Origin of the sequence: Streptococcus oralis (genome assembly GCF_015561235.1) — a bacterium.
Classification (GTDB): domain Bacteria; phylum Bacillota; class Bacilli; order Lactobacillales; family Streptococcaceae; genus Streptococcus; species Streptococcus oralis_BK.
Map to the genome: position 1 here is coordinate 138,542 of NZ_JADMTC010000001.1, position 21,807 is coordinate 160,348.

Consider the following 21,807-nt stretch of genomic DNA (forward strand, 5'->3'; position numbering starts at 1 on the left):
AAACAAGATGAAAAAAACACTAAGCATTTTACTCGTAACAGTAGCTACCCTAACCATGGCAGCTTGTGGTAACACTACTACAGAAAAAGCTACCACACAGTCTAGCACAGAAACAAGTCAAAAGGCTAGCACAGAGACGACTTATCCACTCACGGTCAAGACATATGATGCTAAGGGAAATGAAGTCGAACAAGTCTTTGACAAGGCACCTGAAAAAGTTATCACCAACAATCTTTCAACCACTGAAATCTTATTGGAGCTAGGCTTGAAGGATAAAATTGCTGGCATGCTCAACCCGGACAATGCTGTAACAGGTAAATACAAGGACGCGATTGCGACTATTCCTCAAATTGGCGATAAAAAAACAGTCTCACAAGAGACAGTCCTTTCTTATGAGCCAGACGCTGTGATGGGTCGAAACATGATGTTTTCTGAAAAATCCTTGGGAACAGTTAGCACTTGGAATGAAAACAAAATCCCAGTCTATACGCAAAAAGCTTCTCTCTCAACAATTCAGCAAGATTTGGGGAATATTGTAGAAGATGTCAAAAATCTTGGAATGATTTTTAATGTGCAGGACAAGGCTAATGAATACGCAGCTCAATTACAAGCTAAAATTGACGCTGTTAAGAAAGCTAATCCAGCAAGTCAAGGTGAAAAGAAAAAGGCTTTGATTATGGTTGCTTATAACGACGAAACCTTTGGTGCTTACAAGTCTGCTTTGCAAGAAAGCTTGTTGAATCAACTTGGTTATACCAACGTCGCAACGGGAACATCAGGCTTGACCTTGGAAAATCTCGTGTCAATGGATCCTGAGTTGATTATCTATGTAACCAGCGACCGCAATAAAAAATTGGATGCTAACGCAGTAGAGTTGATGAAGGCAAATGAAGTTTTGGAAAACGTTCCTGCAATTAAGAATCAAAAAATCATGACTATTTCTTACGATGAGTTGATGGACTATGGTCCAGCAGTGATTGATTCCCTTGAGAAAATAAATGACTTTATCAATAAATAATGAGTTTGATTGGGAAGGGATCCAAGTCAAGGTCAGCCTTCCTTCGACCTATGATCCCAACCAAACTTATCCAGCTATTCTCTTGAATGATGGAAACTTGGATTTTCTATCTTCCCTTTCTGAATCTGTGATTTTAGTGGGCTTGACCTCTAAAAATCGCCTAGACGACTACACTCCATGGAAGGCAGCTGCTCTGAGAGAGGGGGCTCCAGATTTTGGCGGTCAGGCAAATGCCTATCATGGTCATTTATTTGGAGGTCTTTTAGACAAGTTGCAGTCGCTTTATCTCCTGGACAAAAATCGCCTTGCTTATGGAGGATATTCACTAGGTGGATTGGCTGCAGTATACAGTCTTTTCCATTTTGACAAGGTCTCTTGTATCTTCTCTATCTGCGGTTCCTTTTGGTTTCCTGATTTTGTGACTTATTGCAAGGAAGAAAAGGTGAAAAATTTGAACTGTTTGCTGTATTTACAGAATGGTCAAACAGAAGGAGCCCATCATAGCAATCGTCTGGCTCAAGCACCAGCCTATGCTGAGCAGATCCATACCAGCCTTCAGCAACGTTATCCAACTGGTCAGTTTATCTTTGATCCTTATGGGCATCATGAGCAAGTGGCTGAGCGATTTCTAGCCTTTTCCAGCTGGTTGGCCCAAAAATGGAAAATTGCATAAAAGAAATATCCCTTGGTAAAATCCAAGGGATAATTGTATTTTTTAACCAAGTTTCTCTCTCTTCTTATCTGGATTCCAGATAAAGCTTGCGATGAAGGTAAAGATAATCGTTAGGATACCAACAACCACAGCAAGGATGAGGGCTGGGATTCGGACAAACCACCAGAGCGGGTTTGGTTTTTTATCATTGTGCCATTGCTTGGTTTCTTCGTCCAAACGTTGGAATTCTGCTTGGATACGGTCTGCAACCATTTCAATCCCTTCATCATTCATTTTCTTGATGTCTGAGATATCGATAGGGTTTCCAAAGTTCATATCCACACGTTCACGGCTAACCAAACCTTTTAAGGTCATGGGACCTGTGTAGGTGACAGGCATGATACGAACCTTAGCCATTTTAGCAATCAAGGCAACTCCACCCTTAACATCGTTTGAGTGACGGCTCCCACTTGGGAACATGATGAGAGAGCGGTCGCTTTTTTTGAGGACGTTGATAGGGTACTTGATGGCAGAAGCGCTAGGATTTTCCCGGTCGATAGGAAAGGCGCCGCACATACGGATCCACCAACCAAAGATACGGTTGTTAAACAGCTCTTTTTTGGCCATAAAGATGAACTGTTTTGGCTTGGTCGCAAAAGCCATGTAAACAGGATCCCACCAGGTACGATGAGGTGCGACGAGGATATAGTTTTCGTCTCGACTAGGGATTTTATCAGTATTGTAATAGTGGGCATTGCCATTGATGGACCACAAGATTAGCATGACTAGTCCACGCAAATAAGTATAAAACATGAGATCTCCTTCGATTGTATTGCTTTTATTATTATACCTTATCAAAAGACTGCTGGCAAACTTTTTCAGTTATCAGCCAACAGTTTTAGATGGGATTAGAATTCTTTTAAAAAAAATGATATGATAGAATTTATGGATAAAAATAAGATTATGGGATTAACCCAAAGAGAAGTCAAGGAAAGACAGGCTCAAGGTTTGGTCAATGACTTTACCGCTTCAGCCAGTACCAGTACTTGGCAAATCATCAAACGAAATGTTTTCACACTTTTTAACGCATTAAACTTTGTTATTGCTCTAGCGCTGGTCTTTGTGCAGGCTTGGAGCAATCTGGTCTTCTTTGCCGTTATCAGTTTTAATGCTTTTTCTGGGATTGTGACCGAGCTACGGGCCAAACACATGGTGGACAAGCTCAATCTCATGACCAAGGAAAAGGTCAAAACCATTCGTGATGGTCAAGAAGTCGCTCTCAATCCTGAAGAATTGGTGCTAGGAGACGTTATTCGTTTGTCTGCTGGGGAGCAGATTCCTAGTGATGCCTTGGTTCTAGAAGGTTTTGCGGAAGTTAATGAAGCCATGCTGACGGGTGAGAGTGATTTGGTGCAAAAAGAAGTGGATGCTCTGCTTTTATCAGGAAGTTTCCTAGCCAGTGGCGCAGTTTTGGCTCAAGTTCACCATGTCGGGGCAGAAAACTATGCTTCCAAACTCATGCTGGAAGCTAAGACAGTGAAACCGATCAATTCCCGTATCATGAAATCGCTAGACAAGCTAGCTGGTTTTACTGGGAAGATTATCATTCCCTTTGGTCTAGCTCTCCTGCTAGAAGCCTTGATGTTAAAAGGCTTACCCCTCAAGTCATCCGTAGTAAATTCGTCAACAGCCCTTTTGGGGATGTTGCCTAAGGGAATCGCCCTTTTGACCATTACTTCGCTCTTGACTGCGGTGATCAAGCTGGGCTTGAAAAAGGTTCTAGTGCAGGAGATGTACTCTGTTGAGACCTTGGCGCGCGTGGATATGCTCTGTCTGGACAAGACAGGCACCATCACCCAAGGAAAGATGCAGGTGGAGGCTGTTCTTCCTCTGACGGAAACTTATGGTGACGAGGCTATTGCCAGCATTTTGACTAGCTATATCGCTCATAGTGAGGATAAAAATCCAACAGCTCAAGCCATTCGCCAGCGTTTCCAAGGACAGGCAGCCTATCCTATGCTTTCGAATCTTCCTTTCTCTAGCGACCGCAAGTGGGGAGCTATGGAGTTAGAAGGCCTGGGGACAGTTTTCTTAGGGGCGCCTGAGATGTTGTTGGACTCTGAAGTCCCAGAAGCCAGAGAGGCCTTGGAGAGAGGGTCACGTGTCTTGGTCTTGGCACTCAGTCAGGAAAAACTAGATCATCACAAACTACAGAAACCATCTGATATTCAGGCCCTGGCCTTGCTGGAGATTTTGGACCCCATTCGAGAAGGAGCAGCTGAGACGCTGGACTATCTCCGTTCTCAGGAAGTGGGGCTCAAGATTATCTCTGGTGACAATCCAGTCACGGTATCCAGCATTGCTCAGAAGGCTGGTTTTGCGGACTATCACAGCTATGTAGATTGCTCAAAAATCACGGATGAGGAATTGATTGCCATGGCTGAGGGAACAGCAATTTTTGGTCGTGTTTCCCCTCATCAAAAGAAACTCATCATCCAAACTCTGAAAAAAGCAGGGCATACAACGGCTATGACAGGGGACGGAGTCAATGATATCCTAGCCCTTCGTGAGGCGGATTGTTCGATTGTAATGGCTGAGGGAGATCCTGCAACTCGTCAGATTGCTAATCTGGTTCTCTTGAACTCTGACTTTAATGATGTTCCTGAGATTCTCTTTGAAGGTCGTCGTGTGGTCAATAACATTGCCCATATTGCACCGATTTTTTTGATAAAGACCATCTATTCCTTCTTGCTCGCTGTCATCTGTATCGCCAGTGCTCTTCTAGGACGGTCTGAGTGGATTTTGATTTTCCCTTTCATTCCAATCCAGATTACCATGATTGACCAGTTCGTGGAAGGGTTTCCACCATTCGTTCTGACTTTTGAGAGAAATATCAAGCCTGTCGAGCCAAATTTCCTCAGAAGATCCATGCTTCGTGCCCTACCAAGTGCTCTTATGGTCGTCTTCAGCGTTCTCTTTGTGAAAATTTTTGGAACGAGCCAAGGTTGGTCTGAGTTAGAAATCTCAACCCTCCTCTATTATCTCCTTGGGTCAATCGGTTTCTTATCCGTATTTAGAGCCTGCATGCCATTCACCCTCTGGCGTGTCCTCTTGATTGTCTGGTCAGTAGGGGGCTTCCTAGCCACAGCTCTTTTCCCAATGATCCAAAAGTTGCTTGAAATTTCGACCTTAACAGGACAAACATTGCCTGTCTATGGGGCCATGATGTTGGTCTTTACCGTGATTTTCATTCTAACTAGTCGTTACCAATCCAGAAAATAAAGAAAGGCTGCAATCTGTGGATTGCGGTCTTTTTAGGTGCAAGATTGCTAGCTGATACTCAATGAAAATCAAAGAGCAAACTAGGAAACTAGCCGCAGGCTGTACTTGAGTAAGGCAAGGCGACGTTGACGCGGTTTGAATTTGATTTTTGAAGAGTATGAAATGTGGTATAATAAGAGGTAACAGAGTTTTGGAAAGTGAGAGAAGATGATTTCAAAGAGATTAGAATTGGTAGCTTCCTTTGTGCCACAAGGGGCCGTTTTACTAGATGTGGGGAGTGACCATGCTTATCTGCCAATCGAGTTAGTTGAGAGAGGCCAAATCAAAAGCGCCATTGCAGGTGAGGTGGTGGAAGGCCCCTACCAGTCAGCGGTGAAAAATGTTGAGAATCACGGTCTAAAGGAGAAAATTCAGGTTCGTTTAGCCAATGGCTTAGCGGCATTTGAAGAGGCTGACCAAGTCTCTATTATCACCATTGCTGGTATGGGTGGCCGTTTGATTGCTACCATATTGGAAGAAGGATTGGATAAACTTGCGAGTGTAGAACGTTTAATTCTCCAACCCAATAATCGTGAAGACGACTTGCGCATCTGGATACAAGAGCACGGTTTCCAGATCGTAGCAGAAAGCATCCTAGAAGAAGCTGGCAAATTCTACGAGATTTTGGTGGTGGAAGCAGGACAAATGAAGCTATCAGCCAGTGATGTTCGCTTTGGGCCCTTCTTATCCAAAGAAGTCAGCCCAGTCTTTGTCCAAAAATGGCAAAAAGAAGCTGCTAAGTTAGAATTTGCCCTTGATCAAATTCCAGAAAAAAATCTGGAGGAACGTCAAATTTTATCAGATAAAATTCAAGCCATCAAGGAGGTGCTTTATGCTAGCAAGTGAAGTAATCAGGGCTTATGAAGACTTTTGTCCTCAGGAATTCTCAATGGAGGGTGACAGTCGTGGCCTGCAAATCGGTACTTTGGACAAGGATATCCAAAGGGTCATGGTTGCCCTCGATATTCGTGAAGAGACGGTGGCTGAAGCCATTGAAAAGGGTGTGGATTTGATTATCGTTAAGCACACGCCTATCTTTCGTCCTATTAAGGATCTGGTAGCCAGCCGTCCGCAAAATCAGATTTACATCGACCTGATTAAGCATGACATCGCAGTTTATGTCAGTCACACCAATATTGACATCGTTGATAATGGCCTCAATGATTGGTTCTGTCAGATGTTAGGTATCGAGGAAACGACTTATCTGCAGGAAACAGGCCCTGAACGTGGAATTGGACGTATTGGGAATATTCAGCTTCAGACATTTGGGGAATTGGCCCAGCATGTCAAACAAGTCTTTGGTCTAGATAGCCTTCGAATGGTACATTATCAAGAGATTGATTTGCAAAAGCCTATTTCAAGAGTAGCCATCTGTGGTGGTAGCGGGCAGTCATTCTACAAGGATGCTTTAGCTAAGGGGGCAGATGTCTATATTACTGGTGACATCTACTACCACACAGCTCAGGATATGTTGTCAGATGGCTTGTTGGCGCTGGACCCGGGCCACTATATCGAAATCCTTTTTGTCGAAAAAATTGCTGCGCTCCTTGCCCAATGGAAGGCAGAAAAGGGCTGGCCTATTGAGATTTTGCCTAGTCAAGCATCGACCAATCCTTTCCACCATATCTAGTTAGGAAGTGAAGACAATGAAAAAAGTTGCCATTATTGGAGCAGGGATTGTGGGGGCAACAGTTGCCTACTACCTCTCGAAAGAAAGTGACCTTGAGGTAACCGTCTTTGACCATGGGCAGGGGCAGGCTACCAAGGCAGCAGCGGGAATTATCAGTCCTTGGTTTTCCAAACGACGCAATAAAGCTTGGTACAAGATGGCGCGCTTGGGAGCTGACTTTTATGTGGATTTGTTGGCTGATTTAGAAAAGTCTGGTCAGGAAATTGACTTTTACCAACGCTCAGGAGTTTTTCTCTTGAAAAAGGACGAATCCAAGCTTGAGGAACTCTATGAACTAGCCCTCCAGCGCAGAGAAGAGTCTCCCTTGATGGGCCAGTTAGCCATTTTAGACCAAGCGTCTGCAAATGAATTATTCCCTGGTTTGCAGGGATTCGACCGCCTGCTCTATGCTTCTGGTGGAGCCAGAGTAGATGGCCAACTGTTAGTGAATCGTTTGCTAGAAGCCAGTCAAGTCAAGCTGTTCAAAGAAAAAGTGAGTCTGACACCTTTAGCATCAGGTTACCAGATTGGTGAAGAGATGTTTGATCAGGTTATTTTGGCGACAGGAGCTTGGTTGGGAGACATTTTGGAACCTTTAGGATATGAGGTAGATGTTCGTCCCCAAAAGGGGCAACTCCGAGATTATCAGCTTGCCCAAGACATGGAATCATACCCTGTTGTCATGCCAGAAGGGGAGTGGGATTTGATCCCTTTTGCAGGTAGGAAATTGTCCTTAGGAGCTACTCATGAAAATGATATGGGATTTGATTTGACGGTAGATGACACCTTGCTCCAACAAATGGAGGATGCGGCCTTGCCTCACTATCCAGCCTTGGCAGAAGCGAAATCATCGGGTGAGCGTGTGGGAATCCGTGCCTACACCAGTGATTTCTCCCCTTTCTTTGGGCAAGTACCTGGTTTAGCAGGTGTCTATGCAGCTAGTGGTCTAGGTTCATCAGGCCTCACAACGGGTCCTATCATTGGTTACCATCTAGTCCAATTGGTTCAAGACAAGGAGTTGACTTTGGATCCAGTAAAATATCCAATTGAAAACTATGTCAAACGAGTAAAAAGTGAATAAGATTTTACTGAAATTTTAGCAGATAGTTTAGGATGTCAAATGACATTCCCTATCAAAAATGATAAAATAAGAAAAAATAATCCGAGAATCGAGGAAAAAAGATGCAAGAAAAGATTTTGGTAACTGGTGGTGCTGGATTTATCGGAACCCACACTGTTATTGAATTGATCCAAGCAGGTCATCAAGTGGTTGTAGTGGATAACCTTGTCAATAGCAACCGTAAAAGTTTAGAAGTTGTTGAAAGAATCACAGGAGTTGAAATTCCTTTCTATGAGGCAGATATCCGTGATACTGATACTCTCAGAGATATTTTCAAGCAAGAAGAGCCAACAGGTGTGATTCACTTTGCTGGTTTGAAGGCTGTTGGCGAATCAACCCGTATCCCTCTTGCCTACTATGACAACAATATCGCTGGAACTGTTAGCCTTCTAAAAGCCATGGAAGAAAACAACTGTAAGAACATCATTTTCAGTTCTTCTGCGACAGTTTACGGAGATCCTCATACAGTTCCAATCCTAGAAGATTTCCCGCTTTCAGTGACCAACCCATACGGTCGTACCAAGCTCATGCTAGAGGAAATTTTGACCGATATCTACAAGGCTGACTCAGAATGGAATGTGGTCTTGCTTCGTTACTTTAACCCAATCGGAGCGCATGAAAGTGGAGACCTAGGAGAAAATCCAAACGGCATTCCAAATAATCTTTTGCCTTATGTTTCACAAGTAGCAGTTGGCAAACTGGAACAAGTACAAGTCTTTGGAGATGATTACGATACAGAAGATGGAACTGGGGTTCGTGACTATATCCACGTTGTCGATTTGGCTAAAGGTCACGTTGCAGCTCTGAAAAAACTCCAAAAAGGTTCAGGTCTAAACATTTATAACCTTGGAACTGGTAAAGGTTACTCAGTTCTTGAAATTATCCAAAACATGGAAAAAGCAGTGGGTCGTCCTATTCCTTACCGCATCGTAGAACGTCGCCCAGGTGATATCGCCGCATGCTACTCAGACCCGGCAAAAGCCAAAGCAGAACTGGGCTGGGAAGCAGAACTCGACATCACCCAAATGTGTGAAGACGCATGGCGTTGGCAAAGCAAGCATCCAAACGGATTTGAAGACTAAGATGATGATTTCGATCATTGTCCCATGTCTAAACGAAGAGGAAGTACTTCCTCTTTTTTATCAGTCTGTGGAAGCTCTGCTTCCTGACTTGGGAGCAGAGGTCGAATATGTATTTGTAGACGATGGCTCAAGCGATGGGACCTTGGAGCTTTTGAAGGCCTATCGGGAGCAAAATCCTGCGGTCCGTTATGTCTCATTCTCACGAAATTTTGGGAAGGAGGCAGCTCTGTACGCAGGTTTACAGTATGCGACTGGGGACCTGGTGGTTGTGATGGATGCAGACCTCCAGGACCCTCCCGGTATGCTACTTGAGATGAAAGCCTTACTAGACCAAAATGCAGACTTGGACTGTGTTGGGACACGGAGAACTAGTCGGGAGGGAGAACCCCTCTTTCGCAGTTTCTGTGCTGATCTTTTTTATCGCCTCATGCAAAAAATCAGCCCAGTAGCTCTCCCCTCAGGCGTCCGTGATTTCCGCATGATGAGAAGGTCTGTGGTAGATGCTATTTTAACCCTGACCGAGTCCAATCGGTTCTCTAAGGGACTCTTTGCCTGGGTGGGCTTTAAAATGCACTATCTTGATTATCCAAACGTTGAACGACAGGCTGGCAAGACCAGTTGGAGTTTTAGACAGCTCTTTTTCTACTCGATTGAAGGGATTCTCAATTTTTCAGATTTCCCCTTGAGTATAGCCTTTGTAGCTGGACTTCTATCTTGTTTTATTTCTTTTATGATGACTGTTTTTGTAGTGTTTCGGACTCTTATCTTGGGAAATCCAACATCTGGCTGGACCTCTCTGATGGCTGTCATTCTCTTTCTTGGGGGGATTCAACTTCTGACCATTGGAATTCTGGGCAAGTATATCAGTAAGATTTATCTAGAAACCAAAAAAAGACCACTCTACCTCATCAAAGAAAAAAGTGATCTTTCTCTTGTTGAAGGAAAAAAATAACCAAAAAAGACTATAATTTTACCTAGAAATATGCTAAACTAGTAAGTGTGGGAAAAATGAGAAAAAATCAATTATATTTATTTCCTGCTTCCTACGATGGATCTTTTAGGAGTGCACGTGTAGGACAATTTTTGATGGCCTCCAGAACATCGCTGGTCTCAGCGATTTCTCTTTGCAATTCAACTGGATCATCGCAAAATCGAACGATTCCATTATCATGGTAATCAAAGAGTTCAGAATAGGTTTGGCAAAGCCCGCAGGCGATGCACCGTTCAGGTATAAGTGTGAGTTTCATATTTATATTGTAATAAGAAAGTTTAAAAAATACAAGGAGTAAGGTATGGCAAAGGAACCATGGCAAGAAGATATCTATGAAAATAGTGAGGAAGAATCAAGATCAGAGCGTCGACACCGGAATCAAAAAGGAAAAGGCGCTGTTGCGAATCGTGTCTTAACAGTTCTAGCTAGCCTCTTCTTTGTGATCGTTGTAGCGATGGTGGTTGTATTGATTTACTTATCAACCGGAGGAAGCAATCGTACTTCATCTTTGAAGGACTTCTATGATACATCGTCTCCTTCTACAAGTTCAAGTTCTAAAGTAGAAGCATCGTCATCTTCAAGTAGCAAGGTAGAGGAAACAGCTTCTTCTGAAACAACTCCTTCAGAGAGCAGTTCAGAAGAGCACACAGAAGGAGAAGGAACACTCACTGTGCATCCTGGAGAGGGTGAGGCAGCTCTTGCTCAACGTGCAGGGATTTCCATTGCTCAATTAGAAGCCCTAAATCCTTCTCACATGTCATCTGGATCTTGGTTTGCCAACCCAGGTGATGTGATTAAGACAAGATAGGAGTCGGGAATGAAGACAATTCAAATTGCTATTGATGGTCCAGCTTCCAGTGGTAAGAGTACGGTTGCAAAGATTGTCGCTAAAGATTTTGGTTACACTTATCTCGATACTGGTGCTATGTACCGTGCTGCGACTTATATAGCGCTTAAGCACCAGTTGGATGCAGGAAATGTAGAGCAACTTTTGGAATTGCTTGATCAACATCCCATTAGTTTTGGACGTTCAGAAACTGGTGAGCAACTTGTTTTTGTAGGAGATGTTGATATTACGCATCCGATTCGTGAAAATGAAGTGACCAACAAGGTTTCAAGCATTGCTGCCATTCCTGAGGTGCGTGAGAAACTGGTTTCTCTTCAGCAAGAGATTGCCCAGCAAGGTGGTATCGTCATGGATGGCCGTGATATCGGGACAGTTGTTTTACCACAAGCTGAACTCAAGATTTTCCTAGTGGCTTCTGTTGAAGAAAGAGCAGAGCGTCGTTACAAGGAAAATATTGCTAAAGGGATTGAAACAGACCTTGAAACGCTGAAAGAAGAGATTGAGGCGCGTGACTACAAGGATAGTCATCGTGAAACCTCACCTCTCAAGCAGGCTGAGGATGCAGTTTATCTTGACACAACTGGACTAAGTATCCAAGAAGTGGTCGAAAAAATTGAATCAGAAGCAAAAAAATATATGTCCTAGGGACGAGAGGAGCAGGCTAGATGATGCCTGCTCCTTTTCTCTCTTTTGCGCGCGTTTCAAAACAGTCTTTTTGGGAGAATTTTGATAAAATAGTAATATCAATAAAAAGGACGGAAGCATGACAAAGAAAATCATAGCCATTTGGGCCCAGGATGAAAAAGGTGTGATTGGGAAGGAAAATCGTCTCCCTTGGCATTTGCCGGCAGAGTTGCAACATTTTAAGGAAACAACTTTAAATCATGCCATACTGATGGGACGAGTGACCTTTGATGGCATGGGACGTCGTCTGCTTCCAAAACGGCAAACCCTGATTTTAACGCGCAATAGCGAAGAGGTCATAGATGGGGCGCTCGTATTTCAAGATGTGGAGTCTGTTTTAGCGTGGTATCAGAGTCAAGAAAAAAATCTCTATATCATTGGCGGAAAACAGATTTTTCAGGCTTTTGAGCCTTATTTAGATGAAATCATCGTGACACAGATTCATGCTCAGATAGAGGGAGATACCTATTTCCCTGAGGCGTTTGACTTGTCTCGTTTTGAGACGGTCGCAAGCAAATCTTACACCCGAGATGAGAAAAACGACTATGATTTTACCATCGAATACCGAGATAGAAAGGAAGTCTAATGGAGCGCAGTATATTTGGATTTTTCACAGCTTTTTTGTGTGTAATCTGTATCTTGACTGGAGCACAGGCTTTTCGTAAGAAGCGCTATGGACTGTCTGCCTTACTCTGGTTGAATGCCTTTACCAATCTGGTAAACAGTATTCATGCTTTTTACATGAACTTATTTTAGATAGAATGATAAATTAGAATGGAAGGAAATCATGCCTACAAATAGGAAAAATGATATGATGGTTTATTGCTCATTTTGTGGCAAAAGCCAAGAAGAAGTAAAGAAAATAATCGCTGGGAACAACGCCTTTATCTGTAATGAATGTGTGGAGTTGGCCCAGGAAATCATTCGTGAGGAGTTGGCTGAGGAAGTTTTGGCAGACTTGTCTGAAGTACCAAAACCAATCGAACTCCTCAATATCTTAAATCACTATGTGATTGGTCAGGATCGTGCCAAACGTGCCTTGGCAGTGGCTGTATACAACCACTACAAACGTATTAATTTTCACGATACGCGTGAAGAGTCAGAAGATGTGGATTTGCAGAAGTCAAACATCTTGATGATTGGCCCAACTGGTTCTGGGAAAACTTTCTTGGCTCAGACCTTGGCTAAGAGCTTGAACGTGCCTTTTGCTATCGCAGATGCGACAGCTCTGACTGAAGCTGGGTATGTGGGTGAGGACGTGGAAAACATCCTCCTCAAACTCTTGCAGGCTGCTGACTTTAATATCGAACGTGCAGAACGCGGGATTATCTACGTGGATGAAATTGACAAAATTGCCAAGAAGAGCGAGAATGTGTCTATCACACGTGACGTTTCGGGTGAAGGGGTGCAACAAGCCCTTCTCAAGATTATCGAGGGAACTGTCGCTAGCGTGCCACCTCAAGGAGGACGCAAACATCCACAACAAGAGATGATTCAGGTGGATACCAAGAATATCCTCTTTATCGTAGGTGGTGCTTTTGATGGCATCGAAGAAATCGTTAAACAACGTCTGGGTGAAAAAGTTATCGGTTTTGGCCAAAATAACAAGGCGATTGACGAAAACAGCTCCTACATGCAAGAAATCATCGCAGAAGACATTCAAAAATTCGGTATTATCCCTGAGTTGATTGGACGCTTGCCTGTCTTTGCTGCTCTTGAGCAATTGACGGTCGATGACTTGGTTCGCATCTTGAAAGAACCAAGAAATGCCTTGGTGAAACAATACCAAACCTTACTTTCTTATGATGACGTTGAGTTGGAATTTGACGACGAAGCCCTTCAAGAGATTGCTAATAAAGCCATCGAACGCAAAACTGGTGCGCGTGGTCTTCGCTCAATCATTGAAGAAACCATGCTAGATGTTATGTTTGAAGTGCCAAGTCAGGAAAATGTGAAATTGGTCCGCATCACGAAAGAAGCTGTCGATGGAACGGAAAAACCAATCCTAGAAACAGCCTAGAGGTGACTATGGAAATCAATACACACAATGCTGAAATCTTGCTCAGTGCGGCCAATAAATCCCACTATCCGCAGGATGACCTGCCAGAGATTGCCCTTGCAGGGCGTTCAAATGTTGGGAAGTCTAGTTTTATCAACACCATGCTCAACCGCAAGAATCTCGCTCGTACATCAGGAAAACCTGGTAAAACTCAGTTGCTCAACTTCTTTAACATTGATGACAAGATGCGTTTTGTGGATGTACCAGGTTACGGCTATGCCCGCGTTTCCAAAAAGGAGCGTGAAAAGTGGGGGCGCATGATTGAGGAGTACCTGACGACTAGGGAAAATCTCCGTGCGGTTGTCAGTTTGGTGGATCTCCGCCACGACCCGTCAGCAGATGATGTGCAGATGTACGAATTTCTCAAGTATTATGAGATTCCGGTTATCATCGTTGCGACCAAGGCGGACAAGATTCCCCGTGGTAAGTGGAACAAGCACGAATCAGCAATCAAAAAGAAATTAAACTTTGACCCAAGTGACGACTTCATTCTCTTTTCATCTGTCAGCAAGGCAGGGATGGATCAGGCTTGGGATGCAATATTAGAAAAATTGTGAGGGAAAGAAATGGCAAAAACAATTCATACAGACAAAGCTCCAAAAGCAATCGGACCATATGTTCAAGGGAAAATCGTTGGTAATCTTTTGTTTGCTAGCGGTCAAGTTCCCCTATCTCCTGAAACTGGAGAAATTGTAGGAAAAACAATCCAAGAACAGACAGAACAAGTCTTGAAAAATATTGGTGCTATTTTGGCAGAAGCAGGAACAGACTTTGACCATGTTGTCAAAACAACTTGTTTCTTGAGCGATATGAATGACTTTGTTCCTTTTAACGAGGTTTACCAGACTGCCTTTAAAGAGGAGTTCCCAGCTCGTTCAGCTGTAGAGGTTGCACGTCTTCCTCGTGATGTAAAAGTCGAAATTGAAGTGATCGCAGAGATTGGATAAGCTAGTTGAAGTTTGGCTCTGCCAAACTTTTTTTGATATAAGGAGAGATAGATGACAAAGAAACAACTTCACCTGGTGATTGTGACAGGGATGAGTGGCGCAGGGAAAACGGTAGCCATTCAGTCCTTCGAAGATTTGGGATATTTTACCATTGACAATATGCCGCCAGCCCTCTTGCCAAAGTTTTTGCAGTTGGTAGAGACCAAGGACGATGACCACAAACTGGCCTTGGTAGTCGATATGCGTAGTCGTTCCTTCTTTTCAGAGATTCAGGCTGTTTTGGATGAATTGGAAAACCAAGATGATTTGGACTTCAAAATCCTCTTTTTAGACGCAGCAGATAAGGAATTGGTAGCCCGTTACAAGGAAACCAGACGGAGTCACCCACTTGCTGCAGATGGTCGAATTTTAGATGGCATTAAGCTGGAACGTGAACTTTTGGCACCTTTGAAAAACATGAGCCAAAATGTGGTGAATACGACAGAACTCACCCCACGTGAACTTCGTAAAACCATTGCTGAGCAATTTTCAGACCAAGAACAAGCCCAGTCTTTCCGTATCGAGGTCATGTCTTTTGGATTCAAGTATGGTATTCCTATCGATGCGGACTTGGTCTTTGATGTCCGTTTTTTGCCAAATCCATACTACCTTCCGGAACTCCGCAATCAGACAGGTGAGGATCAAGCAGTTTATGACTATGTGATGAATCATGAAGAGTCTGAAAGTTTCTATCAGCACTTACTCGCTTTGATTGAACCCATTTTGCCAAGTTACAAAAAAGAAGGCAAGTCTGTTTTAACCATTGCAGTAGGATGTACAGGTGGACAGCACCGTAGTGTTGCCTTTGCAAAACGAATCGCTGAGGACCTTGCTAAAAACTGGCCTGTCAATGAAAGCCATCGTGACAAAGACAGAAGAAAGGAAACGGTAAACCGTTCATGAGAAAACCAAAGATAACGGTAATTGGTGGAGGAACAGGTATCCCCGTCATTTTGAAAAGCTTGCGAGAAAAGGATGTTGAGATTGCAGCCATCGTAACGGTAGCTGATGATGGTGGATCTTCTGGTGAGCTAAGAAAGAATATCCAACAGCTGACACCACCAGGTGATCTCCGTAATGTCCTTGTGGCCATGTCAGATATGCCCAAGTTTTATGAGAAGGTTTTTCAGTACCGTTTCTCAGAAGAGGCCGGAGCATTTGCGGGTCATCCACTGGGGAATATCATCATAGCAGGGCTCTCTGAAATGCAAGGGTCCACTTATAATGCCATGCAGCTGCTAAGTCTCTTTTTCCACACAACAGGAAAAATCTACCCCTCAAGCGATCAGCCTTTGACACTGCATGCAGTCTTTAAAGACGGTTCAGAGGTGGCGGGTGAGAGCCATATTGCAGATCATCCAGGAATGATTGACCATGTCTATGTGACCAATACCCTGGATGATGAAACACCCCAAGCCAGCCGTCGAGTAGTCAATACTATTCTAGAGAGTGACATGATTGTCTTGGGGCCTGGTTCCCTCTTTACATCGATTTTGCCAAATATTGTCATTGAGGAGATCGGGCAGGCTCTCTTGGAGACTAAGGCGGAGATCGCCTATGTTTGCAATATCATGACCCAGCGTGGGGAAACAGAGCACTTTTCAGACAGTGACCACGTGGAAGTCCTCCATCGACACTTAGGTCGGCCTTTTATTGATACGGTCTTGGTTAATATCGAAAAGGTTCCTAGAGAATACATGGATACCAACCGTTTTGATGAATATTTGGTTCAGGTAGAGCATGATTTTTCTGGTCTTTGCAAGCAGGTTCCTCGTGTGATTTCATCCAACTTCCTTCGTTTGGAAAATGGAGGAGCCTTCCATGATGGCGATTTGATTGTAGACGAATTGATGCGCATTATACAGGTGAGAAAATGAGTTTTACAGTTGCAGTAAAAGAGGAAATTCTTGGTCAACACCATCTCAGTCGTCATGAATTATCAGCCATCATCAAGATGTCTGGCAGTATCGGTCTCTCGACTTCTGGCCTAACCTTGTCCGTCGTGACTGAAAATGCCAAGTTGGCTCGGCATCTCTATGAGTCTTTTCTCCATTTTTATGACATCAAGTCAGAGATTCGTCACCATCAGAGAAGCAATCTTCGTAAGAATCGTGTCTATACGGTCTATACCGATGAGAGAGTGCAGGAGCTTTTAGTTGATTTGCGACTTGCGGATTCCTTCTTTGGTTTGGAGACGGGTATTGATCCCGATATTTTAGCAGATGAGGAGGCTGGACGTGCTTACTTATGTGGGGCCTTTCTGGCAAATGGTAGTATTCGAGATCCTGAGTCTGGCAAGTACCAGTTGGAGATCAGTTCCGTTTATCTGGACCATGCCCAAGGATTGGCCTCTCTCCTTCAGCAGTTTTTGTTGGATGCCAAGGTTATTGAGCGAAAGAAAGGTGCAGTTACCTATCTCCAACGTGCAGAGGACATCATGGATTTCTTGATTGTGATTGGGGCCATGCAGGCGCGTGATAATTTTGAGCGCGTCAAGATTTTGCGTGAAACCCGTAACGATCTCAATCGGGCTAATAATGCCGAGACAGCTAATATTGCTCGGACGGTTTCTGCCAGTATGAAGACCATCAACAATATCAGTAAAATCAAAGATAGAATGGGTTTGGAAAATTTACCCGTGGATTTGCAAGAGGTAGCACAGTTGCGGATTCAGCATCCAGACTACTCTATCCAGCAGTTGGCAGATAGCCTGAGCAATCCCTTGACCAAAAGTGGTGTCAACCACAGACTCAGAAAAATAAACAAGATTGCAGATGAACTATAAAACCACGAATCGTTGATTCGTGGTTCTTTTCTTATAAACTGGTCGAATGTTTGGGTTGAACTTTCTGTTCTGGGTCGATGTAGTTAATGGCATTGTTAACAGCTGTTGGAGCTTCACCCAGTCCTGTAGCGATCAAATCAATCTTACCTTCATAGTAGCAGCAGTCCCCAATGGCGTAGATACCTGCTTGGCTGGATTCTTGCTTGCTGTTGACGATAATCTTGTGACGGTTGAGGTCCAGACCCCAATTTTTAAGATTGCCGACAGATGATTTGAAACCATAGTTGACAAAGAGATGGTCTACTTCGATAGTTTCGGTTTCATCTGATTTGACTTTGGTGATTTCTAGTTTGTCGAGTGTTTTTCCATCTCCGAGAAGTTGGCTAGGAACGAACGGTGTCTTGATGGTTACAGATGATTCTTGTAGAGCTTGCACACTGTGTTCTAAGGCGCGGAAATTGTCTCTGCGGTGAACAAGGGTAGTTGACGCAATCTTTTCAAAAGCCAGAGCCCAGTCCACTGCTGAGTCCCCACCACCAAGGATGGTCACTTTCTTGCCAGCGTATTGCTGAATGTTGGAAACGTGGTAGTGGATATTTTCATAGTCCTCAACGTTCTCCAATTCGAGCGGACGTGGTTTGAAGGCGCCACCACCCATAGCAATGATAACGGTTTTAGTCAGGTGACTTCCCTTGTTGGTTGTAATGGCGAATCCTTGATCTTGTTTATTAATTTCAAGAACGGTTTCATTGAGGTGAATAGGGGTATCAAAGCCGTTTAGCTGTTCAATCAAGCGATTGGTCAGCTCTTCCCCAGTTAAGTTTGGAAAACCTGGCACGTCAAGGATTTGCTTTTCAGGGTAGAGGATGGCTGGTTGACCACCGAGCTGGGGAAGGGAGTCGATGATTTGAACATTGGCTTGGCGTAGGTGGGCGTAAAAGGCAGCAAAGAGCCCGACAGGACCGCCACCTACAATGGTAATATCATAGAGTTGAGACATGATTTCTCCTTTGTTTTTTCTAATCAGTTTATTTTATCATATTTTTGCTTAATTTAAAATGAGGTAGGATAGGGAAAAAATGGGCAAAAAATGGTATAATAATGAGTAAAGTGTTTTGACAGGGAGGAGGCCAAGGATGAATTTTCAACAATTATCCAATTTACAATACTGGACGAGTTTGTTTTCAAGTCCTTGGAGTATAGTCACCAATCTGATTGATATTCTCATTGTGACTTATATTTTATATCATTTTACTAAAGCTATTGCAGGCACCAAGATTATGATATTGGTCCGTGGAGTCTTAGTTTTTATTCTAGCCCAGATTCTTTCCAATATGATTGGTTTAACGACTATTTCTTGGTTGATCAATCAGATCATCACCTACGGGGTGATTGCAGCGGTGGTTATCTTTTCACCAGAGATTCGGACTGGTTTGGAGCGATTGGGTCGGGCTACTGATTTCTTCTCCAATGCCCCTATTAGTGCGGAAGAGCAGATGGTTCGTGCATTTGTGAAATCAGTTGAATACATGAGTCCTCGTAAGATTGGGGCGCTTGTAGTGGTTCAGCGAGTAAGAACCTTGCAGGAATACATCTCGACAGGGATCCCTTTAGATGCTAAAATTTCGGCTGAATTGCTTATCAATATTTTCATTCCCAATACTCCCTTGCATGATGGTGCTGTCATTATCAAGGAAGACCGAATTGCTGTAACTTCAGCCTATCTACCCTTGACTGAAGATACCGGGATTTCCAAGGAGTTTGGAACGCGTCACAGGGCGGCGATTGGTTTGTCGGAAGTGTCAGATGCTCTTACCTTTGTGGTTTCGGAAGAAACGGGTGGAATCTCCATCACCTATAATGGAGTCTTTAAGCACGATTTGACCTTGGAAGAGTTTGAATCTGAATTGAGAAGAATCTTACTTCCAAAATCAGAGAAAAAGCAAGGTCTGAAAGAGCGCTTGCTAGGAGGATTGAAACATGAGAAAAAATAGTCTTTATATCATTTCTTCCTTCTTTTTCGCCTGCATCCTCTTTATCTATGCGACTTCTACAAACTATCAGAATAATAATAGTGCTAGACAAGTGCAGACGGAAACCTATACCAATACGGTTCTTAATGTCCCAATCGATATTCAGTACGACAGAGATCAGTATTTTATTAGTGGCTTTACATCTGAAGTGACCGTCTTTCTGACAGGGTCAAACAGAGTTGCTTTGGCGAGCGAAATGCAGGAAAGTACCCGCAAATTTAAGGTGACGGCTGATCTTTCTGATGCCAGTGTAGGAACCATCGAAGTTCCTCTAACCATTGAAAATCTTCCGAGCGGTTTGACGGCTGTTGCGACACCGCAAAAGATAACAGTGAAGGTCGGTAAAAAAGCAAAACGGGACAATGTCATTGTTGTGCCGGAGATTGACCCTAGTCAGATTGATTCTCGCGTGAAAATCGATACCGTTACTGTATCAGATGAAAAAGTAACGGTTATTAGTGATGAGGAAACCCTCTCCAAAGTAGATCGTGTCATTGCCATCTTACCGACGAGTGAACGGATAACTGGAAACTACTCGTCCTCTGTGCCTCTACAAGCAGTCGATAAAAATGGAAATGTCTTACCAAGCGTCATTATGCCGTTTGACACAACTATGAAAATTACTACAAAAACAGCAACGTCTAGTTCAAGTAACTCGTCAACAAGTTCTTCAGAAGGCAGTTCGTCTTCAACGAGTTCAGAAACAAAATCAGATTCGTCTAAACAATAATAAATAATAGAAAAGGATGATAAATAAAATGGGTAAATATTTTGGGACCGATGGAGTCCGTGGAGAAGCAAACGTAGAACTGACACCAGAATTGGCTTTTAAACTAGGCCGTTTTGGTGGTTATGTCCTCAGTCAACATGAAACGGAAGCTCCTAAAGTCTTTGTAGGACGCGATACACGTATCTCAGGAGAAATGCTAGAATCTGCCTTGGTGGCAGGTCTCCTCTCTGTAGGGATTCACGTCTACAAACTTGGTGTCCTTGCAACACCAGCAGTAGCTTACTTGGTAAAAACTGAGGGAGCCAGTGCAGGTGTCATGATTTCCGCTAGCCACAACCCAGCCCTTGATAATGGAATTAAGTTCTTTGGTGGGGATGGTTTCAAACTTGATGATGAAAAAGAAGCTGAAATCGAAGCCTTGCTAGATGCTACCGAAGACACCCTTCCTCGTCCAAGTGCAGAAGGTTTAGGAACCTTGGTGGACTATCCAGAAGGTTTGCGTAAGTACGAGGGCTACCTTGTTTCAACTGGAACTCCTCTTGAAGGAATGAAAGTGGTCTTGGACACAGCAAACGGTGCAGCATCTACAAGTGCCCGTCAAATCTTTGCAGACCTTGGAGCTCAAATAACTGTTATCGGTGAGACACCGGATGGTCTTAATATCAACTTGAATGTGGGTTCTACACATCCAGAAGCTCTTCAAGAGGTGGTCAAAGAAAGCCAGTCAGCTATTGGTTTGGCCTTTGACGGAGACAGTGACCGCTTGATTGCTGTCGATGAAAATGGCGACATCGTCGATGGTGATAAGATCATGTACATCATCGGGAAATACCTTTCTGAAAAAGGACAGTTGGCTCAAAACACCATCGTGACAACGGTTATGTCTAACCTTGGCTTCCATAAGGCCTTGGAGAGTGCTGGTATTAACAAGGCAGTGACTGCTGTTGGTGACCGCTATGTTGTCGAAGAAATGAGAAAATCAGGCTACAACCTTGGTGGTGAACAGTCTGGTCACGTTATCTTGATGGATTACAATACGACAGGTGATGGACAGTTAACTGCCGTTCAACTAACAAAAGTTATACGGGAAACCGGTAAAACCTTGTCTCAACTGGCATCAGAAGTAACGATTTACCCACAAAAGCTGGTCAATATCCGAGTGGAAAATGCTATGAAAGAAAAGGCCATGGAAGTACCAGCCATCAAGAAAATCATCGAAAAGATGGAAGGAGAAATGGCAGGAAACGGCCGTATCCTTGTTCGCCCAAGTGGTACCGAACCTCTCTTGCGAGTTATGGCAGAGGCACCTACAACAGAAGAAGTCAATTACTATGTAGATACGATTGCTGCTGTTGTTAAAGATGAAATCGGTATTGACTAAAGCCTAGAAAACTAGATGAAATGATAAAAATGTGGTACAATTGCATAGTAAATTGTAGCAATGGGAGAGAAAAATGAATCTTAAACGAGAACAAGAATTTGTTAGCCAGTATCACTTTGATGCTCGTAACTTTGAATGGGAAAATGAAAATGGAGCTCCTGAAACCAAGGTAGACGTGAACTTTCAGTTGCTCCAACATGACCAAGAAAATCAAGTGACTTCTTTAGTCGTTATCTTGAGTTTCATGATTGTCTTTGACAAATTTGTCATCAGCGGAACGATTTCCCAAGTTAACCATGTGGAAGGTCGTATTGTCAACGAACCAAGCGAATTTAACCAAGAAGAAGTCGAAACCTTGGCACGTCCATGTTTGAACATGCTCAACCGTTTGACGTATGAAGTAACAGAAATCGCCTTGGATCTTCCAGGGATCAATTTGGAGTTTTAGT

Annotated in this window: 24 protein-coding genes and 1 pseudogene; 22 read left to right on the top strand and 3 right to left on the bottom strand. The window is 43.5% G+C overall.

Annotated elements, in window-relative coordinates:
- The first annotated feature begins 7 nt into the window (after nucleotides 1–7).
- Nucleotides 8–1,018: an ABC transporter substrate-binding protein gene (locus tag I2H52_RS00815; protein ID WP_195593721.1), complete on the top strand. Its 1,011-nt coding sequence runs from the start codon at nucleotides 8–10 to the stop codon at nucleotides 1,016–1,018.
- Complete coding sequence (locus I2H52_RS00820) at nucleotides 999–1,691, top strand: alpha/beta hydrolase-fold protein (protein ID WP_195593724.1); 693 nt, start codon at nucleotides 999–1,001, stop codon at nucleotides 1,689–1,691. Before I2H52_RS00815 ends, I2H52_RS00820 begins: the two co-directional genes overlap by 20 nt.
- Nucleotides 1,692–1,733: 42 nt before the next feature.
- Here the strand turns inward: I2H52_RS00820 and I2H52_RS00825 are convergent, their stop codons facing one another.
- Entirely contained in the window at nucleotides 1,734–2,483 is a 750-nt protein-coding gene (locus tag I2H52_RS00825; protein WP_045616813.1) for a lysophospholipid acyltransferase family protein, read from the bottom strand.
- 132 nt (nucleotides 2,484–2,615) lie between these two features.
- Here I2H52_RS00825 and I2H52_RS00830 point away from each other — a divergent pair, with 132 nt between their 5' ends.
- The 6 genes and pseudogenes from I2H52_RS00830 to I2H52_RS00855 all read left to right on the top strand — a co-directional run bounded on the left by I2H52_RS00830 (nucleotide 2,616) and on the right by I2H52_RS00855 (nucleotide 9,830).
- On the top strand, nucleotides 2,616–4,952 hold the full coding sequence (locus tag I2H52_RS00830) for a cation-translocating P-type ATPase (RefSeq protein ID WP_195593727.1): 2,337 nt from the start codon (nucleotides 2,616–2,618) through the stop codon (nucleotides 4,950–4,952).
- Nucleotides 4,953–5,159: 207 nt separating this feature from the next.
- Complete coding sequence (locus tag I2H52_RS00835; protein WP_045616815.1) at nucleotides 5,160–5,837, top strand: tRNA (adenine(22)-N(1))-methyltransferase; 678 nt, start codon at nucleotides 5,160–5,162, stop codon at nucleotides 5,835–5,837.
- Nucleotides 5,824–6,621: a Nif3-like dinuclear metal center hexameric protein gene (locus tag I2H52_RS00840; RefSeq protein ID WP_195593737.1), complete on the top strand. Its 798-nt coding sequence runs from the start codon at nucleotides 5,824–5,826 to the stop codon at nucleotides 6,619–6,621. The genes I2H52_RS00835 and I2H52_RS00840 overlap by 14 nt, the downstream gene beginning before the upstream one ends.
- Before the next feature lie 16 nt (nucleotides 6,622–6,637).
- Nucleotides 6,638–7,741 (top strand): NAD(P)/FAD-dependent oxidoreductase, encoded by a 1,104-nt coding sequence (locus I2H52_RS00845; protein ID WP_045616817.1) that lies wholly within the window; start codon nucleotides 6,638–6,640, stop codon nucleotides 7,739–7,741.
- Between the two features lie 101 nt (nucleotides 7,742–7,842).
- Nucleotides 7,843–8,862, top strand: coding sequence for a UDP-glucose 4-epimerase GalE (gene galE / locus I2H52_RS00850; protein ID WP_001156532.1), 1,020 nt, complete (start codon nucleotides 7,843–7,845; stop codon nucleotides 8,860–8,862).
- A 1-nt stretch (nucleotide 8,863) separates the two neighbouring features.
- Nucleotides 8,864–9,830: pseudogene (locus I2H52_RS00855) on the top strand (glycosyltransferase family 2 protein).
- 75 nt (nucleotides 9,831–9,905) lie between these two features.
- On the opposite strand, the gene I2H52_RS00860 reads toward I2H52_RS00855, so the two are convergent.
- Complete coding sequence (locus tag I2H52_RS00860) at nucleotides 9,906–10,109, bottom strand: ferredoxin (RefSeq protein ID WP_162279337.1); 204 nt, start codon at nucleotides 10,107–10,109, stop codon at nucleotides 9,906–9,908.
- Between the two features lie 45 nt (nucleotides 10,110–10,154).
- Between I2H52_RS00860 and I2H52_RS00865 the strand changes: the two genes are divergently transcribed.
- The 10 genes from I2H52_RS00865 to whiA all read left to right on the top strand — a co-directional run bounded on the left by I2H52_RS00865 (nucleotide 10,155) and on the right by whiA (nucleotide 17,214).
- The gene (locus tag I2H52_RS00865; RefSeq protein ID WP_195593739.1) at nucleotides 10,155–10,661 is read left to right on the top strand and encodes an SAG1386/EF1546 family surface-associated protein; all 507 of its coding nucleotides are present in this window, start codon (nucleotides 10,155–10,157) and stop codon (nucleotides 10,659–10,661) included.
- Between the two features lie 9 nt (nucleotides 10,662–10,670).
- Entirely contained in the window at nucleotides 10,671–11,345 is a 675-nt protein-coding gene (gene cmk, locus I2H52_RS00870; protein ID WP_195593742.1) for a (d)CMP kinase, read from the top strand.
- A gap of 118 nt (nucleotides 11,346–11,463) precedes the next feature.
- A complete protein-coding gene (locus I2H52_RS00875) occupies nucleotides 11,464–11,970 on the top strand; it encodes a dihydrofolate reductase (RefSeq protein ID WP_033606214.1) in 507 nt (168 codons plus the stop codon).
- Nucleotides 11,970–12,140: a hypothetical protein gene (locus I2H52_RS00880; RefSeq protein WP_000442251.1), complete on the top strand. Its 171-nt coding sequence runs from the start codon at nucleotides 11,970–11,972 to the stop codon at nucleotides 12,138–12,140. The genes I2H52_RS00875 and I2H52_RS00880 overlap by 1 nt, the downstream gene beginning before the upstream one ends.
- Nucleotides 12,141–12,171: 31 nt before the next feature.
- The gene (gene clpX, locus I2H52_RS00885; RefSeq protein WP_002874765.1) at nucleotides 12,172–13,404 is read left to right on the top strand and encodes an ATP-dependent Clp protease ATP-binding subunit ClpX; all 1,233 of its coding nucleotides are present in this window, start codon (nucleotides 12,172–12,174) and stop codon (nucleotides 13,402–13,404) included.
- Nucleotides 13,405–13,412: 8 nt separating this feature from the next.
- Nucleotides 13,413–14,000: a ribosome biogenesis GTP-binding protein YihA/YsxC gene (gene yihA / locus I2H52_RS00890; protein WP_000405196.1), complete on the top strand. Its 588-nt coding sequence runs from the start codon at nucleotides 13,413–13,415 to the stop codon at nucleotides 13,998–14,000.
- Between the two features lie 9 nt (nucleotides 14,001–14,009).
- A complete protein-coding gene (locus I2H52_RS00895; RefSeq protein ID WP_001140428.1) occupies nucleotides 14,010–14,390 on the top strand; it encodes a RidA family protein in 381 nt (126 codons plus the stop codon).
- A gap of 51 nt (nucleotides 14,391–14,441) precedes the next feature.
- On the top strand, nucleotides 14,442–15,332 hold the full coding sequence (rapZ, locus tag I2H52_RS00900) for an RNase adapter RapZ (protein WP_045616819.1): 891 nt from the start codon (nucleotides 14,442–14,444) through the stop codon (nucleotides 15,330–15,332).
- On the top strand, nucleotides 15,329–16,306 hold the full coding sequence (locus I2H52_RS00905; protein ID WP_001231065.1) for a YvcK family protein: 978 nt from the start codon (nucleotides 15,329–15,331) through the stop codon (nucleotides 16,304–16,306). Before rapZ ends, I2H52_RS00905 begins: the two co-directional genes overlap by 4 nt.
- Entirely contained in the window at nucleotides 16,303–17,214 is a 912-nt protein-coding gene (gene whiA, locus I2H52_RS00910) for a DNA-binding protein WhiA (RefSeq protein WP_045616820.1), read from the top strand. The genes I2H52_RS00905 and whiA overlap by 4 nt, the downstream gene beginning before the upstream one ends.
- 31 nt (nucleotides 17,215–17,245) lie before the next feature.
- Here whiA and I2H52_RS00915 read toward each other — a convergent pair whose 3' ends face one another.
- Nucleotides 17,246–18,214 (bottom strand): NAD(P)/FAD-dependent oxidoreductase, encoded by a 969-nt coding sequence (locus I2H52_RS00915; protein WP_045616821.1) that lies wholly within the window; start codon nucleotides 18,212–18,214, stop codon nucleotides 17,246–17,248.
- 136 nt (nucleotides 18,215–18,350) lie between these two features.
- Between I2H52_RS00915 and cdaA the strand changes: the two genes are divergently transcribed.
- From cdaA to I2H52_RS00935, 4 genes are all read left to right on the top strand, one after another.
- Nucleotides 18,351–19,208, top strand: coding sequence for a diadenylate cyclase CdaA (cdaA, locus tag I2H52_RS00920; protein WP_001011078.1), 858 nt, complete (start codon nucleotides 18,351–18,353; stop codon nucleotides 19,206–19,208).
- Nucleotides 19,195–19,977 carry a YbbR-like domain-containing protein gene (locus I2H52_RS00925; protein WP_195593745.1) on the top strand — a complete coding sequence of 261 codons (783 nt, stop codon included), beginning with the start codon at nucleotides 19,195–19,197 and terminating at the stop codon, nucleotides 19,975–19,977. Before cdaA ends, I2H52_RS00925 begins: the two co-directional genes overlap by 14 nt.
- A gap of 28 nt (nucleotides 19,978–20,005) precedes the next feature.
- Nucleotides 20,006–21,358, top strand: a complete 1,353-nt coding sequence (gene glmM, locus I2H52_RS00930; protein WP_045616823.1) for a phosphoglucosamine mutase — start codon at nucleotides 20,006–20,008, stop codon at nucleotides 21,356–21,358.
- 73 nt (nucleotides 21,359–21,431) lie between these two features.
- Nucleotides 21,432–21,806 (top strand): DUF1149 family protein, encoded by a 375-nt coding sequence (locus tag I2H52_RS00935; RefSeq protein ID WP_001050092.1) that lies wholly within the window; start codon nucleotides 21,432–21,434, stop codon nucleotides 21,804–21,806.
- Nucleotide 21,807: the final 1 nt, after the last annotated feature.